The 20259-nt window shown below is 67.6% G+C and carries 15 protein-coding genes and 2 pseudogenes; 14 read left to right on the forward strand and 3 right to left on the reverse strand.

What is annotated here, in order from left to right:
• The first annotated feature begins 460 nt into the window (after window positions 1–460).
• From AB0M24_RS47175 to AB0M24_RS47185, 3 genes are all read left to right on the forward strand, one after another.
• Window positions 461–763, forward strand: coding sequence for a YbaB/EbfC family nucleoid-associated protein (locus AB0M24_RS47175; RefSeq protein ID WP_355565614.1), 303 nt, complete (start codon window positions 461–463; stop codon window positions 761–763).
• A 190-nt stretch (window positions 764–953) separates the two neighbouring features.
• The gene (gene recR / locus AB0M24_RS47180; protein ID WP_363781661.1) at window positions 954–1562 is read left to right on the forward strand and encodes a recombination mediator RecR; all 609 of its coding nucleotides are present in this window, start codon (window positions 954–956) and stop codon (window positions 1560–1562) included.
• 41 nt (window positions 1563–1603) lie between these two features.
• The gene (locus tag AB0M24_RS47185; protein WP_363781663.1) at window positions 1604–2080 is read left to right on the forward strand and encodes an AAA family ATPase; all 477 of its coding nucleotides are present in this window, start codon (window positions 1604–1606) and stop codon (window positions 2078–2080) included.
• Here the strand turns inward: AB0M24_RS47185 and AB0M24_RS47190 are convergent.
• Window positions 2059–5337 (reverse strand): BTAD domain-containing putative transcriptional regulator, encoded by a 3279-nt coding sequence (locus tag AB0M24_RS47190; RefSeq protein WP_363781665.1) that lies wholly within the window; start codon window positions 5335–5337, stop codon window positions 2059–2061. The two genes, AB0M24_RS47185 and AB0M24_RS47190, sit on opposite strands and share 22 nt — an antisense overlap.
• A 216-nt stretch (window positions 5338–5553) precedes the next feature.
• Here AB0M24_RS47190 and AB0M24_RS47195 point away from each other — a divergent pair, with 216 nt between their 5' ends.
• Genes AB0M24_RS47195 through AB0M24_RS47225 form a run of 7 tightly spaced genes read left to right on the forward strand, consistent with a single transcriptional unit; the run spans window position 5554 to window position 13032 of the window.
• Window positions 5554–7233: an ABC transporter substrate-binding protein gene (locus tag AB0M24_RS47195; RefSeq protein ID WP_363781667.1), complete on the forward strand. Its 1680-nt coding sequence runs from the start codon at window positions 5554–5556 to the stop codon at window positions 7231–7233.
• A gap of 42 nt (window positions 7234–7275) precedes the next feature.
• The gene (locus tag AB0M24_RS47200; RefSeq protein ID WP_363781669.1) at window positions 7276–8280 is read left to right on the forward strand and encodes an ABC transporter permease; all 1005 of its coding nucleotides are present in this window, start codon (window positions 7276–7278) and stop codon (window positions 8278–8280) included.
• A 5-nt stretch (window positions 8281–8285) separates the two neighbouring features.
• Window positions 8286–9209 (forward strand): ABC transporter permease, encoded by a 924-nt coding sequence (locus AB0M24_RS47205; RefSeq protein WP_363781671.1) that lies wholly within the window; start codon window positions 8286–8288, stop codon window positions 9207–9209.
• Window positions 9210–9215: 6 nt separating this feature from the next.
• The gene (locus tag AB0M24_RS47210; protein ID WP_363781673.1) at window positions 9216–10190 is read left to right on the forward strand and encodes an ABC transporter ATP-binding protein; all 975 of its coding nucleotides are present in this window, start codon (window positions 9216–9218) and stop codon (window positions 10188–10190) included.
• A complete protein-coding gene (locus AB0M24_RS47215) occupies window positions 10187–11299 on the forward strand; it encodes an oligopeptide/dipeptide ABC transporter ATP-binding protein (protein ID WP_363781675.1) in 1113 nt (370 codons plus the stop codon). The genes AB0M24_RS47210 and AB0M24_RS47215 overlap by 4 nt, the downstream gene beginning before the upstream one ends.
• A gap of 1 nt (window position 11300) precedes the next feature.
• Window positions 11301–12428, forward strand: coding sequence for a winged helix DNA-binding domain-containing protein (locus AB0M24_RS47220; RefSeq protein ID WP_363781677.1), 1128 nt, complete (start codon window positions 11301–11303; stop codon window positions 12426–12428).
• A 22-nt stretch (window positions 12429–12450) separates the two neighbouring features.
• Complete coding sequence (locus tag AB0M24_RS47225) at window positions 12451–13032, forward strand: helix-turn-helix domain-containing protein (RefSeq protein WP_363781679.1); 582 nt, start codon at window positions 12451–12453, stop codon at window positions 13030–13032.
• Window positions 13033–13052: 20 nt separating this feature from the next.
• On the opposite strand, the pseudogene AB0M24_RS47230 reads toward AB0M24_RS47225, so the two are convergent.
• Window positions 13053–13475 (reverse strand): annotated as a pseudogene (locus tag AB0M24_RS47230) (VTT domain-containing protein); the annotation flags it as partial.
• A 92-nt stretch (window positions 13476–13567) separates the two neighbouring features.
• On the opposite strand from AB0M24_RS47230, the gene AB0M24_RS47235 reads away from it, so the two are divergent.
• The 4 genes and pseudogenes from AB0M24_RS47235 (at window position 13568) to AB0M24_RS47250 (ending at window position 18083) form a co-directional block, all read left to right on the forward strand.
• Window positions 13568–14263, forward strand: a complete 696-nt coding sequence (locus AB0M24_RS47235; RefSeq protein ID WP_363781681.1) for a DUF4184 family protein — start codon at window positions 13568–13570, stop codon at window positions 14261–14263.
• Window positions 14264–14416: 153 nt separating this feature from the next.
• The gene (locus AB0M24_RS47240) at window positions 14417–15985 is read left to right on the forward strand and encodes a discoidin domain-containing protein (RefSeq protein WP_363781683.1); all 1569 of its coding nucleotides are present in this window, start codon (window positions 14417–14419) and stop codon (window positions 15983–15985) included.
• Window positions 15986–15999: 14 nt separating this feature from the next.
• Window positions 16000–17168: pseudogene (locus AB0M24_RS47245) on the forward strand (MFS transporter); the annotation flags it as partial.
• Entirely contained in the window at window positions 17157–18083 is a 927-nt protein-coding gene (locus AB0M24_RS47250) for a hypothetical protein (protein WP_363781687.1), read from the forward strand. The pseudogene AB0M24_RS47245 and the gene AB0M24_RS47250, both read left to right, overlap by 12 nt.
• 1 nt (window position 18084) lies before the next feature.
• Here AB0M24_RS47250 and leuA read toward each other — a convergent pair whose 3' ends face one another.
• Window positions 18085–19893, reverse strand: coding sequence for a 2-isopropylmalate synthase (gene leuA / locus AB0M24_RS47255; protein WP_363781685.1), 1809 nt, complete (start codon window positions 19891–19893; stop codon window positions 18085–18087).
• Window positions 19894–20259: the final 366 nt, after the last annotated feature.

Genomic DNA, 20259 nt, shown 5'->3' on the forward strand with positions numbered 1-20259 from the left:
CAACTCGACACGCTTTTCGTCGAGTTGACACCCCTGACCTGGTGTGGCTCGCTCGGACGCGACTCGTGACGGGACCCACCCCACCAACGCACCCAAACTACGAAACCGGCAGCCGCCCAAAGCAACAGGCGTGCCATCAACCCGCGAGCGGCGCTGGTGGGTCTTTGATCAGATTGGCGGGGCAAGGGCAGAGCCCTCGCTTGAAACAGCACCCGCCCCACCCAAAGTGACCACCCACCAAAGCCGCGATCGCAACCGCCACACACGCCCGCAACAGCACCACCTACGAACACGAAACAGGAAGCCGCCACCCCAACAGGGAGACGGCAACGGCAACCGGCGCGCACCCCAGAAAACCGCCCCGCCCCCACAAACAGGCCGAACCCTCCCAAGCCCGTACGCTGGAACCGCCCCCACATCCACCATGAAGGGACCTTCGGTGCAACCCGGTCAGTTCGACATGCAGGCCCTGCTCCAGCAGGCCCAGAACATGCAGCAGCAGATGGCAACCGCCCAGGAAGAGCTGGCCAACACCGAGGTCACCGGCAACGCGGGCAACAACCTGGTCACCGCAACGGTCACCGGCGGCGGCGAGCTGATCAACCTGGCCATCGACCCGAAGATCGTCGACCCGGAAGACGTGGAAACCCTCCAGGACCTGGTGATCGCCGCGATCAAGGACGCGAACCAGAAGGCCCAGCAGCTGGTGGAACAGAAGCTCGGCCCACTGGCCCAGGGCGGCCTCGGCGGACTGCTGGGCTGACGAGTCCAGGCTGACGTGGCTCGGCTGACGAGTCCCAGCTGACGAGTCCCAGCTGACGAGTCCCAGCTGACGTAGCCCGGCAGACGAGTCCGAGCTCACGTAGCTCGCCTGACGAGGCAAGCCACCGGGTCAGCCAAGAAAGTCCGCTGACCCCACCGACAGAACCAGACCGGCGTAGAAACGGCACCCCATGTACGAGGGCCCAGTACAGGACCTGATCGACGAGCTGGGCAGACTCCCAGGCGTCGGCCCCAAGAGCGCCCAGCGCATCGCCTTCCACCTCCTGGCCACGGAGCCGGCCGACATCGAACGGCTCCAGCAAGCACTCCAGAAGGTCAAGGAGGGCGTCGTCTTCTGCGACGTCTGCGGCAACGTGAGTGCCGAGACCACCTGCCGGATCTGCCGCGACCCCAAGCGGGACCTGGCGTTGGTCTGCGTGGTCGAGGAACCCAAGGACGTCCAGGCGATCGAGCGCACCAGGGAGTTCAAGGGGCGCTACCACGTCCTGGGCGGCGCGCTCGACCCTCTCAGTGGTGTCGGGCCGGACCAGCTGCGAATCCGCCAGCTGCTCAACCGGATCGGCACGGCCACCGACGGTGTGGACATCTCCGAGGTGATCATCGCCACGGACCCCAACACCGAGGGCGAGGCCACGGCCACCTACCTGGTCCGCATGCTCAGGGACTTCCCCGGGCTGACCGTCACCCGGCTCGCCAGCGGCCTGCCGATGGGCGGCGACCTGGAGTTCGCGGACGAGCTCACCTTGGGGCGTGCGCTATCTGGTCGCCGGAGCATGTAGCCAAAACCCCACCGCGACTGGGCAACACCCGCCTGGTCGCGGTGGACGGCCCATCAGCGGCAGGCAAGTCGACGTTCGCGAAGAACCTCGCCGAAGAGCTCGACGCCCAGCTGATCAGCACCGACCACTTCGCCACGTGGGAAGACCCGACCACGGGATGGTGGCCGAGACTGACAGAAGCTCTCACGGCCGTCGCAAGAAACCTACCGGGCAGCTACCGGAAAACCGATTGGTCCCAAGGCTTTCCGTGCATCGCAGAGGGCGACGAGGTCGCGATAAGTCCACAAAGGACTATCATCCTGGAAGGCTTCTCGTCAGCCAGGAAAGCCCTCGACCACCACCTCAGCCTGAAGATCTTCGTAGACCACGGCACCGAAGAACAAAGGCTCGAACGCGCCGTCGCCAGAGACGGCGAGAAGCACCGCGAGCACTTCAAACGGTGGCAGCAGTACGAAAGAGGCTGGTTCGCGATAGACGAGACGAAGAACAGAGCCGACTACGTGGTCAACTCCAGCTGAGCCCGCACCACCACGGCCTCGGGCGTCCCGATCTGGCTGAACACCTCCAGCGACGACGCCCAGTACCCGCGAGCCTCGTCCACCGAACCCAAAGCGGCGGAAGCGTCACCGGCCAGCTGCAACGCCCGCCCGTACACCCAGCGATGCCCGGAGTCCAAGCCCACGGCCGAAGCGCGCAAGGCGCATTCCAGGGCACCGGACGCGTCCGAGGTGTCGAGGTGGGTGCGCCCGAGCACGAGCAGCACCTCCATCTCCGCCAACCGGAACTGCGACCGTCCCGCCTCGACCAGCGCCGAGGTTGCCATCGTCAGTGCATCGGAATAGCGCCCCACCCCGCGGTAGGCCGACGCCAGGCCGCGACGGGCCGAGCAGGTGCCCCACGAGTAGCCGGTCTCCTGGGCGATCGACAGCGCGGACGAGAACTGCTCGATCGCGTCGTCCAGCCGGCCCGCGCCTTCCAGGGCGCGGCCGAGCAGGTTCTGCGCGTCGCACACGCTCTTGGCGTTCTCCAGGTCCTGCGCGATCTGCATGGCCAACGACGCCTCGACGGCGGCCTCGTCGTAGCGGCCGCGCATGATCAGCGTGATGGCCATGCCCTCGTGCATGGTGTGGCCGAAGTTGCGGGCGGCCGCACGTTCGTACAGTTCGCTGGCCCGCGCGAAGTAGGACGCGCCGCGCTCCGGTTCGCCGCGCCACGCGTGCACCTCGCCCAGCGCGCGCATCGAGTTGGCCTGCAGGGTCCACGAGTCGAGGCGCGTCGCGTCTTCCAGCGCCTCCTCGAACGTCGAAGCCGCCTGGTCCAGCTGCCCGAGCTGCATGTAGACGCCGCCCAGGTTGAACAGGGCGTTGGCGAGCACCTGGGGCGCGCGGACCCGGCGGGCGATCACCAGGGCCCGCTCCAGGTGGTCGGCGGCGTGCTCCAGCTCGCCCAGGTCGATGTAGACGGACCCGGCGTTGGACAGGACCGCGGCCTCGGCCTCGGGCAGGTCGATGTGCTCCTGCAGCGCGATGGCCTGCTGGTAGTAGCCCAGAGCGTTCCGGTGCTGCCCAGTCACCCAGTACAGCGTCCCCAACGACGACAACATCGCGAGCTGTCCGAGCTCGTCGCGCGGAGCACGCGCGCCCAGCAGCCCAGCCTTCGCGGTCTCGCGCCACTCTGCGGTCAGCGATTGCGTGTAGAAGTAGCCGCGCAAAGCGTCGGCCAGTTGCCACGGCGAGTTCTCGGGATCGCGTTCGACGGCGTGCGCGACCAGCGCCACCAGGTTCGCGCGCTCGACGTCGAGCCACGTCAGCGCTTCCGTCGAGGTGGAGAACGTCCGCGGCACGACACCGTCCAACGGCGCCGGGCGCGGGAAGCGGAACAGCGTCGACTTCATCGCCGACGTCGCGTGGTCGACCGAGCGCACAGCCCAGTCCACCAGCCGTCGCAGCGCCAGCCGGGAGTCCGCACGGCCTTCCTCGAACGCCAGCCGCTCGGCCGCGTAGTCGCGCAGCAGGTCGTGGAACTGGTAGCGCGACGGCGCGTGGTTCGCGATCAGGTTCGCGGTGGCCAGCCGGTCGAGCCGACGGCGAGCGTCCTGAGTGGTCAGTCCTGAAAGCGCGGCGGCCATCTCCGGCGTGAAGTCCGTGCCGGGCACCAGCGACAGCAACCGGAACATCTGCGCGAGCTCCGGCTTCAAGGCCGTGTAGGACAGATCGAACGCCGCGTGCACCGCGACCCGTTCGTCGCCCTCGACCGCCAAAGCCGCCAAGCGATTCCCCGCCCGCAGCTCCTCCACGTAGTCCGCAATGGACAGCTCCGGACGCGACACGAGGTTCGCGGCTGCGATACGCAATGCCAATGGCAGGTGCGCGCAGAGGGCCGCCAGCTCCAGTGCGGCCTCCTCCTGGGACGCCACCTCGTCCGCGCCCACTATCCCGGCCAGCAGCGCCTTGGTCTCGTTCCAGTCCAGGACGTCCAACCGCACGTTCGAGGCAGCGTGCGAGACGGCCAGACCGCGCAACGTGTCCCGCGAGGTCACCAGCACCGCACAACCGGGTGATCCCGGCAGCAACGGACGGATCTGCTCGGCGGACGAAGCGTTGTCCAGCAGCAACAGCACGCGCTGGCCGGTCAACGTGGACCGGAACATCGCCTCCTGCTCGTCCTGGTCGAGCGGAACCTGGTCAGGCTCCGTCCCCAGCGCGCGCAGGAAGCGAGGAAGCACGTCCACCGCGCTCAACGGCGGCCCGGGGGCGTATCCGCGCAGGTTGACGTACAGCTGACCGTCCGGGAAGTCCGCCCGCATCCGGTGCGCCGCGTGCACGGCCAGCGCCGTCTTCCCCACCCCCGGCGGCCCGGCCAACGTGACAACCGGCACACCTTGGGCCGTCCGGAGCAACGCCACGATCAACGCCACGGCCTCGTCGCGCCCGACGAAGTCCGGAATATCGGCGGGCAGCTGCGACGGCACGACCCGCTCGGGCTTCGCGGCCACGACGGGCACACCGGCGGAAGCGGCAGCCACGGAGTCGATCGACCCGGACAGCACCTGGCTGTGCACGCGCCGCAACTCGTCACCGGGGTCGATGCCCAGTTCGTCGCCCAGCAGACGGGAAACGCGCTGGTAGGCGGCGAGCGCCTCGCTCTGCCGCCCGGACCTGTACAGCGCCACCATCAGCTGCGCCCAGAACCGCTCGCGCAACGGATGTTCGCTGGTCAGACGGGACAACTCCGCGACCAGCTCGCCGTGGCGGCCCAGTTCGAGGTCGACCTCGACCCGGCGTTCCAGCACGTGCAGGCGGCGTTCGTTCAGGCGCGGCACCTCGTCGCGGTGCAGGATCTCCGACGGCACGTCGACCAGCGCCGGACCCCGCCAGAGCCCCAGAGCGGCGGCGAACGCGGCCGAGGCGGCCTGCAGGTTGCCGGCGGCGCGCTCCTGCTCGCCCTGTTCGATCAACGGCTCGAAGCGCATCAGGTCGATCGTCTTCTCGTCGACGTCGATCAAATACCCGTCCGGGACGGTTCTGATCGGTACCGACGGCCCCAGCAGCTGTCTGAGACGCATCACATAGGTCTGCAAAGTAGCTCGGGCACGGGCCGGCGGGTCGTCGCCCCACACGTTGCCGGCGAGCTCGTCGACGGACACCGAAGTGCCCGCACGCAGCAACAACGACACCAGCAGCGCCCGCTGACGACCGGCGCGCACCAGCAGTGGTTCGGAGTCGAGGAGTACCTGCAGAGGGCCGAGGACGCGGAACTCGACCTGCCTGCTCATGCGACCTCCTCCGCGTGTCGTTGTTGTTTCTACAGCCTAGGAGAGCGTTCGACGCATCTGCCGTGCTCACGTTGGGTCAGCGGACGTGCGCCGGACGTATCAGAATGCCTGGTCTAGTGGCCGGATCGTGACCTGACTTACCTCGGAGGGGGTATGTGCAACGGTTATGGTCGGCGACCACACCGTGAGATGTGCGGATTGTCCAAGGGGTGTTTGATGGTCCACTCAGTAACGGCTCGCCGCCGTTGGGTTGCCGCGATCGGCTTCCTCAGCGTCAGCGCGCTTGCCCTGTCCGGTTGCGCGCAATCCCAGCGCGACTCAGGCGGAGGCGGCAAGGAAGGCGGCACGCTGACCTTCGGCGCCGCCGGCGCGCCGAAGCTCTTCGACCCGTTCTACGCGACTGACGGCGAGACCTTCCGGGTCGCCCGCCAGATGTACGAGGGCCTGGTCGGCTTCAAGCCGGGCACCGCGGAGGTGGAGCCCGCTCTGGCCACCAAGTGGGAGTCCAGCGCAGACGCGAAGACGTGGACCTTCACCCTCAAGGAGGGCGTGAAGTTCCACGACGGCACGGCCTTCAACGCAGAGGCCGTCTGCTTCAACTTCGAGCGCTGGTACAACCAGAAGGGCGCCGGCCAGTCCGACGCCGTCTCGCAGTACTGGCTGGACAACTTCGGCGGCTTCAAGGGCACGCCGGAGAAGCCCTCGCTCTACAAGTCCTGCACGGCCAAGGACGCGAAGACCGCGGTGATCGAGCTCGCCGAGGTCAACTCGCAGTTCCCGGACGTCCTCGGCTTCACCTCGTTCTCGATGTCGAGCCCCGAGGCGCTGAAGAAGTACGACGCGGACAACGTCCAGGCCGCCGGTGACGCGTTCACCTACCCGGCTTACGCGAACGAGCACCCGACCGGCACGGGCCCGTTCAAGTTCGGCAAGTACGACAAGGCCAACAACACCGTGGAGCTCGTCCGCAACGACGACTACCACGGCACCAAGGCCAAGCTGGACAAGATCGTCTTCAAGATCATCCCGGACGAGACCGCCCGCAAGCAGGCGCTCAAGGCCGGCGACATCGACGGTTTCGACCTGCCGAACGCGGCTGACTGGGCCGGCCTGAAGGCCGACGGCTTCAACGTCGCGATCCGTCCGGCGTTCAACGTGTTCTACCTGGGCATCAACCAGAAGAACAACCCGAAGCTCGCCGACCTCAAGGTCCGCCAGGCGATCCAGTACGCGATCAACCGCGAGCAGCTGGTCAAGTCGCAGCTGCCCGAGGGCGCCAAGGTCGCGACGCAGTTCATGCCGGACACCGTCGCCGGCTACAACAAGGACCTCAAGCCCGTCGGCTACGACGTGGACAAGGCCAAGTCGCTGCTGGCCGAGGCCGGCGCGTCCGACCTGACGCTGAAGTTCTACTGGCCGTCCGAGGTCACCCGCCCGTACATGCCGTCCCCGAAGGACCTGTTCGGCGCGATCTCCGGCGACCTGCAGAAGGCCGGCATCAAGATCGACGTGGTCACCAAGCCGTGGAACGGTGGCTACCTGACCGACGTCGACCAGGGCATCCCGGACCTGTTCCTGCTCGGCTGGACCGGTGACAACGGTCAGCCCGTCAACTGGGTCGGCACGTTCTTCGGCCGCACCGACAACCGCTTCAACACCGGTGTGTCGGCGTGGGGCAAGACGCTCGCCGACGACCTGGCCAAGGCGAACGCCGAGCCGGACAAGGACAAGCGCAAGGCGCTCTACGAGGGCCTGAACAAGCGGATCATGGAGGAGTACCTCCCGGCGATCCCGATCTCGCACTCCCCGCCCGCTCTGGTGTTGAAGTCGGACATCAAGGGTGTTGTCCCGAGCCCGTTGACCGACGAGAAGTTCGGCCCGGCCTCCAAGGGCTGAGCTGACTAGCTCCCACCACAAGAGAACAACGGGGTAGCTCAAGTGCTCCGCTACACGATTCGACGGCTGATTCAGCTGGTCGGCGTGGTGCTGGTGCTCTCGCTGCTGCTCTTCGCGTGGTTGCGCGTACTCCCAGGAGGGCCGGTCTCGGCCCTCCTGGGAGATCGTTCTACCCCGGAGAAGGCGGCGGAGCTCACCAAGCAGCTCGGCCTCGATCAGCCGATTTACCTGCAGTACTTCAAGTTCCTCGGTCGCGCCCTGACCGGCGACTTCGGCGTCTCCACCGGTGTTCAGCCCGGTGACGCCGCCATCGACATCTTCATCCAGCGGTTCCCCGCCACGCTCGAGCTGAGCTTCTTCGCGATCGCCATCGCGATCGCGGTCGGCGTCCCGCTCGGCTACCTCGCCGCGAAGCGTCGCGGCGGCTGGTTCGACAACCTCAGCGTCGTCGGCTCCCTCATCGGTGTCGCGGTGCCGGTGTTCTTCCTGGCCTTCGTGCTCAAGGGCGTGGCGTCGTCCGCGCTCGGCCTGCCCTCCAGTGGTAGGCAGGACGCCATCGAAGCCACGCGCGTCACCGGCTTCTTCACGCTGGACGGCATCCTCACCGGCGAGTGGGACGCGACCTTCAACGCGCTGGAGCACCTGATCCTGCCGTCGATCGCGCTCGCGACGATCCCGTTCGCGGTGATCTTCCGGATCACCCGCGCGGCCGTGCTCGACGTGCTCGACGAGGACTTCGTGCGCACCGCCGAGTCCAAGGGCCTCACCGCTCCGGTGATCCGCCGCAGGCACGTGCTGCGCAACGCGATGCTCCCGGTCGTCACGACGATCGGCCTGCAGACCGGTGCGCTGCTCTCCGGCGCGGTGCTCACCGAGCGCGTGTTCGGCTTCCCCGGTGTCGGCGAGGCGCTCGCCATCGGGTTCGAACGGCGCGACTACCCGGTGCTGCTGTTGTTGATCATCATGGCCACGAGTGTCTACGTCGTGGTCAACCTGCTGGTCGACCTCTCGTACGCGCTCATCGACCCGCGCATCAGGACGAGGTGAGCGCAGTGGCACTTGGTGTTTCCAAGAAGGAAAAGATCGACGGTCTGGCCGAGACCGCGGGTGTCTCGCTCGCGGCCAGCGCGTGGAAGAGGCTGAAGCGCAGCCCGGTGTTCATCACCGGTGCCGTGATCATCGGCATCTTCGTGCTGATCTCGCTGCTCTCGCCGTGGCTCGCACCGCACGACCCGTCCGACCCGATGCTGATCGACCAGGTCATCAAGGCGCGCAACGAGATCCCGCCGTCCCAGCCCGGTCACCCGCTCGGTGGCGACCTGCAGGGCCGCGACTTCCTGTCGCGCCTGCTGATCGGCTCGCAGCAGACGTTGATCGTCGGCATCGGCGCGACGATCATCGGCCTGACCGGTGGCCTGATCCTGGGCACGCTCGCGGGCGCCATCGGCGGCGCCGTCGACTCGGTCGTCATGCGCATCGTCGACGTCATGCTCTCGCTGCCGTCGCTGCTGCTGGCGTTCTCGATCGCGGCGATGTTCGCGCGGCCCAGCCAGTTCACCGTGATCCTCGCGGTCGCGATCGTGCAGATTCCGGTGTTCGCCCGGTTGTTGCGCGGTTCGATGCTGGCGCAACGGCACAGCGACCACGTGCTGGCGGCGACGGCGTTGGGTGTGAAGCCGGGTGCGATCGTGTTCCGGCACATGCTGCCGAACTCGCTCGGACCGGTGATCGTCCAGTCGACCCTGGTGCTCGCCACGGCGATCATCGAGGCGGCGGCGCTGTCGTTCCTCGGCCTCGGCAACCCGGACGACCGGATCCCGGAGTGGGGTCAGATGCTCGGCGACGTGCAGAAGGTGTTCGACACCCATCCGCAGCTCGCCGCGTACCCCGCTATCTGCATCATCATCGTCGCGCTCGGCTTCACGCTCATGGGTGAGACCCTGCGCGAGGCCCTCGACCCGAAGAACAGGCGGTGAGTCGTCGTGGCACTGCTCGAAGTTCGTGACCTCTCCGTCGTGTTCCAGCGCAAGGGCGAGGAACCGTTCACCGCGGTCGACGGCGTCAGCTTCGACGTCGAGCCCGGCCAGACCGTCGGCCTCGTCGGCGAGTCGGGCTGCGGCAAGTCCGTGACATCGTTGGCGATCATGGGTCTGCTGCCCAAGCGCGGCGCCAAGATCACCGGCACCGTGAAGTACGACGGCACGGACCTGCTCAAGCTCTCCGACAAGGAGATGCGCGACCGCCGCGGCCGCGACCTCGGCATGGTCTTCCAGGACCCGCTGTCGTCGCTCAACCCCGTCGTCCCGATCGGCCTGCAGGTCACCGAGGTGCTCGAACGGCACCGCGGCATGCCCCGCAAGGAAGCCATGATCGAGGCGAAGGACCTGCTGGACAAGGTCGGCATCCCCGACCCGAACCGGCGGCTCAAGGAGTACCCGCACCAGCTCTCCGGCGGTATGCGGCAGCGCGCGCTCATCGCGATCGCGCTGGCGTGCCGGCCGAAGCTGCTGATCGCGGACGAGCCGACGACGGCGCTGGACGTGACCATCCAGGCCCAGATCCTGACGTTGATGAAGGAACTGGTGCAGGACCTCGGCACCGCGCTCGTGATGATCACCCACGACCTGGGTGTCGTCGCCGGTCTGTGCGACGAGGTGAACGTGCTGTACGGCGGCAAGGTGGTCGAGAAGGCCATGCGGCACAAGCTCTTCGCCGAGCCGCGCCACCCGTACACGCACGGCCTCCTCGCGTCGATCCCGCGTCTGGACGCGGCGCCCGGCGAGAAGCTGACGCCGATCAAGGGCTCGGTCGCGGACAACATCCCGTGGACGAGCGCCTGCGCGTTCGCGCCTCGGTGCCCGAACGCCTTGGACATCTGCCGTGCGGAGACGCCGGCGGAGGAAGACCAGCTGGGCCGCCTGCTGCGCTGCCACAACCCCGTGGAGGTGTCGGCATGAGCGAGACTCTCGTGTCCGTGCAGGACATGAAGGTGCACTTCCCGATCAAGCGCGGCGTCTTCTTCGACCGCACCGTCGGGTACGTCTACGCGGTCGACGGCGTGGACCTGGAGATCAAGCGCGGCGAGACCTACGGCCTGGTCGGCGAGTCCGGTTGCGGCAAGTCCACCCTCGGGCGGGCGATGCTGCGGCTGAACGAGCCGACCGCGGGCAAGATGGTCTTCGACGGGCAGGACTTCTCCTCGCTCAAAGGCGAAGAGCTGCGCAAGATGCGGCGCCGGATCCAGATGGTGTTCCAGGACCCGCTGTCCTCTTTGGACCCGCGCCAGTCCGTGGAGTCCATTCTGATCGAGGGCCTGCGGGCGCACGGTCTGGACAAGGGCAAGGAGGAGACCGGCAAGCGCCTGCGCGAGCTGCTCTCCGCCGTCGGCCTGCCGCACACCGCGCTGCGCAAGTACCCGCACGAGTTCTCGGGCGGTCAGCGGCAGCGCATCGGCATCGCCCGCGCGCTGGCACTCGAGCCGGACCTGATCGTCGCCGACGAGCCGGTGTCCGCGCTGGACGTGTCGGTGCAGGCGCAGGTCGTGAACCTGCTGGAGGAGCTGCAGGAGCAGTTCGGCCTGACGTACCTGGTGATCGCGCACGACCTCGCCGTCGTGAAGCACATCTCCGACCGGGTCGGCGTGATGTACCTCGGTGGACTGGTCGAGGAGGCCACCGCCGAGGACCTCTACGCCGAGCCGCTGCACCCGTACACGCGGGCGCTGCTGTCGGCGATCCCGGTGCCCGACCCCGTGGTCGAGGACCGGCGCGAACGGATCCTGCTCGCCGGCGACCTCCCGTCGCCCGCGAACCCGCCCACCGGCTGCCGGTTCCACACCCGGTGCCCGTGGCGGCAGGCGTCCCGCTGCGACACCGAACGTCCGGTGTTGCGGGAGCTCAAGCCGGGGCACAGGGTGGCGTGCCACTACGCCGAGCAGATCCGGTCCGGCGAGATCCAGCCGCACGAGGTGAAGCCGATCCTGGTCGAGGAGGACGGCGGTCTCTCGCCGGACGTCCCGCTCGTCGGTCCGGCGTCCGTCACCGAGGCGCTGAACCCGGAGCACTGAGTTGGCAACGGCACGGTTGAGCGTTCGCGCGCTCAACCGTGCCCTGCTTTCCCGGCAGTTCCTGCTGAAGAGGCACGATCTGCCCGAGCGCGACGCGGTCGAGCACCTGATCGGCCTGCACGCGCAGATCCCCGCGGGCCCGTACGTCGGGCTCTGGTCGCGGTTGCGGGGTTACCGGCCGGAGCGACTGTCCACAATGGTCGCCGAACGCGAGCTGGTCCGCACCGCGCTGATGCGGTCGACGATTCACCTGGTCACCCCGGACGACTGCCTCGCGCTGCGGCCGTTGGTGCAGCCGGTGCTCGACCGCGACCTCTACTCGAACTCGAGTCATTCCTCGGTCGTCAAGGACCTCGACCTCGACGCGGTGATCAAGCTCGGTCTGAAGTTGCTGGACGAGCGACCGCGCACACCCAGCGAGCTCGGCAAGGCGCTCCACGAACGCTGGCCCGACCGCAAGCCGGACACCCTCGCCTACGCGGTGCGCAATCTGGCCGCGCTGGTGCAGATCCCGCCGCGCGGCACGTGGGGCGGCGCCGGTCGCACCGTGCACGCGTCGGCGCGGACGTGGCTGGGCAGGCCGCTCGACCCCGACCCGTCGATCGAGCGGATGATCCGGCGCTACCTGGCGGCGTTCGGTCCGGCGAGCGTCGCCGACGTCCAGGCGTGGTGCGGGCTGACGAAGCTGGCCGAGATCGTGGGCCGGATGGAGCTGCGGACGTACCTGGACGAGGACGGCAGGGAGCTGTTCGACGTACCGGAGCTCGACCTGCCCGATCCGGCGGTGCCCGCGCGGCCGAGGTACCTGCCCGAGTTCGACAACGTGTTCCTCTCGCACGCCCGGCGGGAGCGGATCATCCCGGACGGCGTGTCGTTCGGGGAGTGGAGTCGCAGGCACGGGGTGTTGAGGGCGGTTCGCGGCGGCGCGCTGCGCGGAAACCTCCTGGTCGGTGGCCTGCTCCAGGGCATCTGGCGGGTGGACGCGGAGAAGAAGGCGTACAAGCTGGTCGTCGAGCCGTTCACCAAGGTGTCGAAGACGGACCTGGGTGCGCTGGAGTCCGAGGGGCACGGCCTGCTGGCGTTCGCGTTCCCGCAGGGGGAGTCGTTCGACGTGCAGGTGGTGCTCTAGCGGGGGCTGGTCCAGTTCAGGGATGGACAGTCGTGGCTCGATCCTGCTTCGCGCGGCCGAGATCGCGTCCGTCGACGGGCTCGAAGGAGTCACGATCGGGCGGCTCGCGGTCGAGCTCGGCATGAGCAAGAGCGGGGTGTTCTCGCACTTCGGCGCCAAGGAAGAGCTGCAGATCTGCACGGTCCACACCGCCGCGGAGATCTTCGCGCACGAGGTCGTGATCGCCGGTGGCTCTGTTCTGGACCTGTGTGGACGCTGGCTCGACTACTCGAAGCGCCGCGTGTTCCCCGGTGGCTGCTTCTTCGTCGTGACGCGCTCGGAGTTCGCTGCCCGCCCCGGCCGCGTGCGCGATGCGTTGATGCTGTTCAACCTGCGCTGGATCTCACTGCTGGAACGGCTCTGCGGTGACGCGCAGATGGCGTTCGAAGTGGACGCGCTGCTGGCCGCCGCCGACCGGTTCGCCGTTCTCTACGACGACGCCTCGGCGTACGAGAGAGTGCGGTCCGCGTTGCGCGCACGGATCACCATGCCGACGGGGATGGAGATGAGCGTCGCCACGCCGAACGAGAGCAGCATCGCGAGCCACGCCTCGTCGACGATCTGACCGCCGATGTAACCGACCGCCGCGGGGTAGAGGCTCCACAGGGCCGACCCGACCGCGGCGACCGGCACGAAGCGCCTCAGCGGCCATTTGAGCGCCCCCGCGAGCATCGCCCCGACGATGCCGCCCGCCGGCAGGAACCGTGCCGCGATGAGGATCGTCTCGCCCTTGGTCGCGAGCTGGTCCGCGGTCCACACGACCATCGCTCTCGCCTTGGCGTTCTTGTTCACCCGGTCGAGGGCCCTCATGCCCATCCGGCGGCCCATAGTAAAGTTGATCATGTCGCTGGCCAGGCATCCGGCAGCGGCGACGGCGATCACCAGGTACAGCGGAACCTCACCGGACGCGGCCAGGACACCAGCGCCGATGAGCACGGCCTCCGTCGGTGCCAGTGGCACGACGGCGACCAGGAACAGCACGACGAGGCTGGCGGCTGTGGTGCTCATGATCCGTGAACGTACGTGACCCGGATGAACAATCCCGACCTGGGGCTTTCTTCAGTCCATCCACAGCATTGAAGTCGATCTAGGCTCGTGTTGTGCCGTTCACGCTCGCGCACCCGGCAGCGGTGCTTCCGCTGCGCCGGTTCCTCTGGTTTCCGGGACTCGTCGCGGGCGCGATGGCGCCTGATCTCGGCTACTACGTTCCGGTCCTGCCGACGCACGACGTCCTGGGTGGATCGCTGGCGGCAGTGGTGTTGTTGCTGCTCGGAAGGCTGTTCCTGCCGTCGGTGATGGCGTTGGCGCCGGAGTTCGTGCGGACTCGTGTGTCCCGTCCGGGAGAGTTCCGCCGACCGCTCGTGCGGGCGTTGTCCATTGTGGTGGGAGTCCTCACGCACCTGGTGTGGGACGCCTTCACGCAGACCGACGGCTGGTTCGTGCAACGGTGGGACTGGCTGAACGTCTCGGTCGTCGGACCGCACCGGCTCTACAACGTGATCGGGTACGTGTCATCGCTCGGCGGCCTCGTCGTGCTCGCGTGGATGGCCCTGGTTGCCCCCAAGGGCAATGACTGGCCGTCACGGAGAGGAATTTCCCGGTACGTTTTCCGGCTCCTCGTGGTGCTGGCGGCCGTGTGCGGCGCTGCCTGGTCTTTGTCCGACCCTGTCAGCCAGGTGAGCCTCTATGACTGGGTGCGGTCGTTGCTGCTCGGCGTGATCCAGGGCACATGCGCCGGACTGGCTGTGCACGCGGTGTTGTGGGGCCTCAAACAGTCACGGCATGACAGGGCCTGACAGCTCGCTACGGCGGGTCACGGTCGTATCTGTCACGCATTCAAGCGTCAGAACTGCCGTTGACCGGCTCGTTCGCCCGTCATTAACCTCCGAGCTTCAATAGGAAAGCTTGTTTACCAATACTTCGACGCCGCCCTTGCCCAGGAGGACGAAGTGATCAGAAAGCACACCCGCGCGGGTGTGGCGTTAGCCCTGTTCGCACTGGTCATACCCCAGATCGCGGCATCAGGTACGGCAAACGCGGCTGACTCCCTGCTCTCTGCCAACAAGCCCACCACCGTCTCGTCCGTGGAGGACTCGACCTTCGGAGGCGCCAAGGCCGTCGACGGAGATCCGAGCACTCGTTGGGCGAGCCTGGAAGGCGTCGATCCGCAGTGGATCGCCGTCGACCTGGGCGGCACCGTCGCCATCTCCAAGGTCAAGCTGACCTGGGAAGCGGCGTACGCCTCCGAGTACAAGATCCAGACGTCGGCTGACGGCTCGTCGTGGACCACCGTAAAGACCCTCACCGGTCAGAACGGCGGCGTCGACGAGACCACCCTGGCGGCGAACGGCCGGCACGTGCGGATCTACGGCACGAAGCGCGGCACGGCCTACGGCTACTCGTTGTTCGAGTTCGAGGTCTACGGCAGCAACCCCAACGGCGACAACACGGCGCCGACCGCGCCGTCCGGCCTCTCCTCGACCGGGACCACGTCGAGCTCGGTCAGTCTGCAGTGGACGGCCGCGACCGACAACGTGGGCGTGACCGGCTACGACGTCCTGCGCGACGGCAACGTCGTCGGCACCGCCACGGGTACGACGTTCACCGACACCGCTCTCGCGTCGGGCACCCAGTTCTCCTACACCGTCCGCGCTCGTGACGCGGCCGGGAACGTGGGCCCGGCGAGCAACTCGGTCTCGGCGACGACCCAGCCCGCGGCTCCCGGCGAGAACATCACGGTCGTCGTCGCCGGTGACATCGCGTCGACGACGAACGGCGAGCACTACAACACCGCGAAGCTGATCGACCAGATCAAGCCGAACTACGTGATGACGGTCGGCGACAACCAGTACGACAGCGGCACGCTCGCGGAGTTCCAGAAGTACTACGACAAGTCGTGGGGCAAGTTCAAGAACATCACCAAGCCCGCGACCGGCAACCACGAGTGGGAGGACAACCTCAACGGCTACAAGTCGTACTTCGGCTCCATCGCCTTCCCGCAGGGCAAGCCGTACTACAGCTGGAACGCCGGTGAGTTCCACTTCGTCTCGTTCGACTCGAACAAGCTCTACGAGACCGGCAGCGACTCGACTCAGCTCAACTGGCTGAAGGCCGACCTCGCCGCGAACACCAAGGCGTGCGTCGTCGGCTACTGGCACCACCCGCGCTTCAACTCGGGTGAGTACGGCGACAAGGCGGTCATGGCGCCGCTGTGGAACGCCTTCGCCGACGCCAAGGCGGACGTGGTCTTCAACGGTCACGACCACCACTACGAGCGCCTCAAGCCGCTGAACAAGAGCGGTGCGATCGACACGACCAACGGCATGCGCGCGGCGATCGTCGGCATCGGCGGTGACTACCTGTACGACCAGGTCAAGCCGCGTGCGGGTGTCGAGAGCTGGTTCGCGAACAGCCACGGCGTCATGAAGCTCACCCTCTCCGGACGCTCCTACTCGTGGGAGGTCATCGACACGTCCGGGACGGTCCGCGACAAGGCCGGTCCGTACAACTGCCGTTAGTTCCGGAGGCCGTCGTGTACATCGCAACTGCTCGACAAGCTCCCGCCGCGGGTGGCACCGGCAGGATCGCGGCGAACGTGCTCGCCCTGGGCGCGGTTTCCCTGCTCACCGACATCTCGTCGGAGATGGTCACCGCGATCCTGCCGCTGTACCTGGTGCTGGGGCTGGGGTTCTCCCCGCTGCAGTTCGGCGTGCTCGACGGCATCTACACCGGTGTGACGGCCCTGGTTCGCGTTGTCGGCGGTCACGCTGCGGACCGCTGGCAACGGCGCAAGCTCGTCGCCGGGCTCGGGTACGGGATCTCGGCGCTGGGCAAGCTCGGCTTGCTCGCCGCCGGGACCTCGGCCGGGGCGATGGGGCTCGTGCTGGCCGGGGATCGAACCGGCAAGGGCTTGCGCACCGCGCCGAGGGACGCGCTGATCACGTTGAGCAGCGAGCCTTCCGCGCTCGGACGCGCCTTCGGTGTCCACCGTGCCATGGACACCGTCGGCGCGTTCCTCGGCCCGCTGGTGGCGTTCTGTCTCTTGTGGACGCTGCCCGCTCGTTACGACGTCGTGTTCGTCGTGAGCTTCTGCTTTGCGGCTATTGGGTTTCTGGTGCTGGTGCTGTTCGTTCGTGACCACCGCGACGTGCTGCCACGCGTCGCGGTGTCGCTTCGGAACGCGTTCGGACTGTTGCGCGACCCACGTTTCCGGCGGATCTGTGTGGTCGCGTGCGGGCTCGGCCTGCTGACGCTGGGAGACGGGTTCGTCTACCTGTTGCTGCAGCGCAAGCTCGACGTCGAGATCGCCTACATCGCGTTGCTGCCGCTCGGCACGGCCGGCGTGTACCTGCTCGCCGCCGTGCCGATCGGCTCGCTCGCCGACCGCGTGGGCCGCTGGCGGATCTTCCTCGTCGGGCACCTCGCGCTGCTCGGCGCGTACCTGATGTTCTTCGGGGTGTCCGGGATTCCGTTGCTGGTAGGGGTTTTGCTGCTGCACGGGCTGTTCTACGCGTGCACGGACGGCGTGCTCATGGCCGTCGCCGGGCCGATGATCCCCGAGGAGCTGCGTACGTCCGGTCTGGCCCTGCTCCAGACCGGACAGGTGCTGGCTCGGGCGTGTTCCTCCGTGCTGTTCGGTGCTCTTTGGACGTGGTTCGCTTGGTGAGGATCCTGATCGTCGTCGCGGCCGTGATCGCGCTGGGTGCCGGCGCCACCGCCTACGCCCTGCGCGAGCCGGACAAGCCGTCCGTCGCGGTCGAGGCGGGTGCCGTCGATCTGGCGGAAGCGGGCCGGCTCGTTTTCGTGGACGAGGTCAGCGGGAAGGTCGCGTCCGTTCCGCTGTCGGCACCCGGTGGGCCGCGCCGGGTGAGTTCGTTGTCCTGCAAGCGTTTCTACACCGCGGCCCAGCAGGGCATCTGCCTGGCCGACGCGCCGGGCCCGATGCCGAGCGCCACCGCGGTGTTCGTCGACAAGGCACTGGGCGAGCAGCGCCGGGTGGACATCGCCGGGGTGCCGAACCGCGCCAAGCTGTCGGCGGACGGGCGGATGGCGTCGTGGACGACGTTCGTCACCGGCGACTCGTACTCGCAGGCCGGCACGTTCTCGACCAGGACCGCGATCTTCGACAAGGAGACCGAGGTCTACTCCAGCAACATCGAGGGCACCCGCGTCGAGGGCATGAAGATGACCAACGACATGAACTTCTGGGGCGTCACGTTCACCTCGGACGACCACACGTACTACGCGACGATGAGCGCTGCCGGGAAGACGCACCTGATCCGGGGTGACGCCACCGAGGAGTCGGCTCAGGCGTTGCGGGAGAACGCCGAATGCCCGTCGCTGTCACCGGACGGCAAGCGCGTGGCGTTCAAGAAGCGGGTGCCCGGCGACGGCGCGCGGCCGTGGCGCGAGCACGTGCTGGACCTGACCACGATGGTGGAGACACCGCTGGCCGAGACCCGTGGGATCGACGACCAGGTCGTGTGGCTCGACAACGACACCATCGCCTACGGCCTGCCGGGAGAGGGCATCTGGGCCGTGCAGGCGAACGGGGAGGGCGCGCCGCGGCAGCTGGTGCCGCACGCGTCCTCCCCGTCGCTCGTCATCCCAGAATGATCTAACGCTGTGCGCGATTGATCGCTGAGACGATCGCGCGGAAGCTCGCCGCGACCGTGCTGCTGTCGATGCCCACGCCCCACAGCACGCGGTCGCCCACGGCGCACTCGACGTAGGCGGCGGCGCGGGCGTCGTCACCGGCGGACAGCGCGTGCTCGGCGTAGTCCAGCACCCGCACGTCGTAGCCCACCGAGGCGAGCGCGTCGACGAACGCGGCGATCGGACCGTTGCCGGAACCCGTGATCTCCTGCTGCTCGCCGTCGATCAGCAGCGTCGCGGTGATCTCCTCGTGCCCGCTGCCGTCCGAGGACGCGCGGTGCTTGAGCAGGTACATCGGCACCCGGCCCTGCAGGTACTCCTCCGCGAAGGCGTCCCACATCTCCTTCGGGTTGATCTCGCCGCCCTGCGTGTCGGTGACCTCCTGGATCACCCGCGAGAACTCGATCTGCAGCCGGCGCGGCAGGTCGAGGTGGTGCTCCTGCTTCATCAGGTACGCGACGCCGCCCTTGCCGGACTGCGAGTTGACCCGGATGACGGCCTCGTAGTTGCGGCCCACGTCCTTCGGGTCGATCGGCAGGTACGGGACCTCCCACGGGAAGTCGTCGACGTGCTGACCCGCGTCCTTGGCGTCCGCCTCCAGCGACTCGAAGCCCTTCTTGATGGCGTCCTGGTGGCTTCCGGAGAACGCCGTGAACACCAGGTCGCCGCCGTACGGGTGGCGCTCGGGGACGGGCAGCTGGTTGCAGTACTCGACCGTGCGGCGGATCTCGTCGATGTCGCTGAAGTCGATCTGCGGGTCGATGCCCTGGCTGAACATGTTCATGGCCAGGGTGACCAGGCAGACGTTGCCGGTGCGCTCACCGTTGCCGAACAGGCAGCCCTCGATGCGGTCGGCGCCGGCCAGGTAACCCAGCTCGGCCGCCGCCACGCCCGTGCCGCGGTCGTTGTGCGGGTGCAGGCTGAGGATGATGCTCTCGCGGCTGGCCAGGTTCCTGGACATCCACTCGATGCTGTCGGCGTAGACGTTCGGGGTCGCCATCTCGACCGTCGCCGGCAGGTTGATGATCAGCGGCTTTTCTTTTGTCGGCTGGATCACCGCCGTGACCGCGTTGCAGACTTCCAGGGCGTACGTGAGCTCAGTGCCCGTGTAGGACTCCGGGGAGTACTCGTAGCGGAAGTCGGTCTCCGGGTAGTCGGCTTCTTGGCTCTTGGCGAACTTCGCGGCTTCCACGGCGATCTTCTTGATGCCGTCGCGGTCGCTGCGGAAGACGACCCTGCGCTGCAGGATCGACGTCGAGTTGTAGAAGTGGACGATGGCCTTGTTGGCGCCGCGCAGGGACTCGAACGTCCTCGCGATCAGCTCTTCTCGGCACTGGGTCAGGACCTGGATCGTGACGTCGTCCGGGATCGCGCCGTCTTCGATGATCTCCCTGACGAAGTCGAAGTCCGTTTGGGACGCTGCCGGGAAGCCGACCTCGATCTCCTTGAAGCCCATGCGGACCAGGAGGTCGAACATCTTGCGCTTGCGCGCGGGCGACATAGGGTCGATCAGGGCCTGGTTGCCGTCTCGCAGGTCTACTGCGCACCACTGAGGCGCCGTTTCGGCTCGTTTGGTGGGCCAGGTGCGGTCTGGGACGTCGATTACCTCTACCAGCTCGTGGAAGGGGCGGTAGCGGTGGAAGGGCATGCTGCTGCCCAGTTGGCGGTTCCAGGACGGCTGGTGTTCAGGGGCCGGACGCGCGGGCTGGCGGATTCGGCTGTTTCCTGAGGTGTAGGCGTCGGCTGACGTGTAGTCGTCAGAGGGGGTCATTTTGGAGCTCCTGTGCGGGTCGTCTCATTGGAACGACCGGCGGCAACGCTGAATCCCGCGACGGGGGGCCGGTCTGATCAGACCCCGTCACGGCAGCGAAGCAGGAGGGAACGCCACACGGTGGACAGAGTAGTCACAGATCTGGGGTTGATGGAACTTGACGACCGGATCGTGGGACGCGCCGGTGGCCGTTGCCGTCTCCCTGTTGCGTCGGCGTCTGCCTGTTTCGTGTCCGTAGGTGGTCCTGTTGCGTGCGGCTGTCGCCTTGCGGGTCGCGGCCTTGCGGGTGGTCGGGTTGCGTAGGGCGTGTTCCGGTTGCGTGCTTCCCCTTGGGAGCTCTGCCCCAAACCCCGCCAATCTGATCAG

Origin of the sequence: Lentzea sp. NPDC051838, assembly GCF_040681245.1 — a bacterium.
Classification (GTDB): domain Bacteria; phylum Actinomycetota; class Actinomycetes; order Mycobacteriales; family Pseudonocardiaceae; genus Lentzea.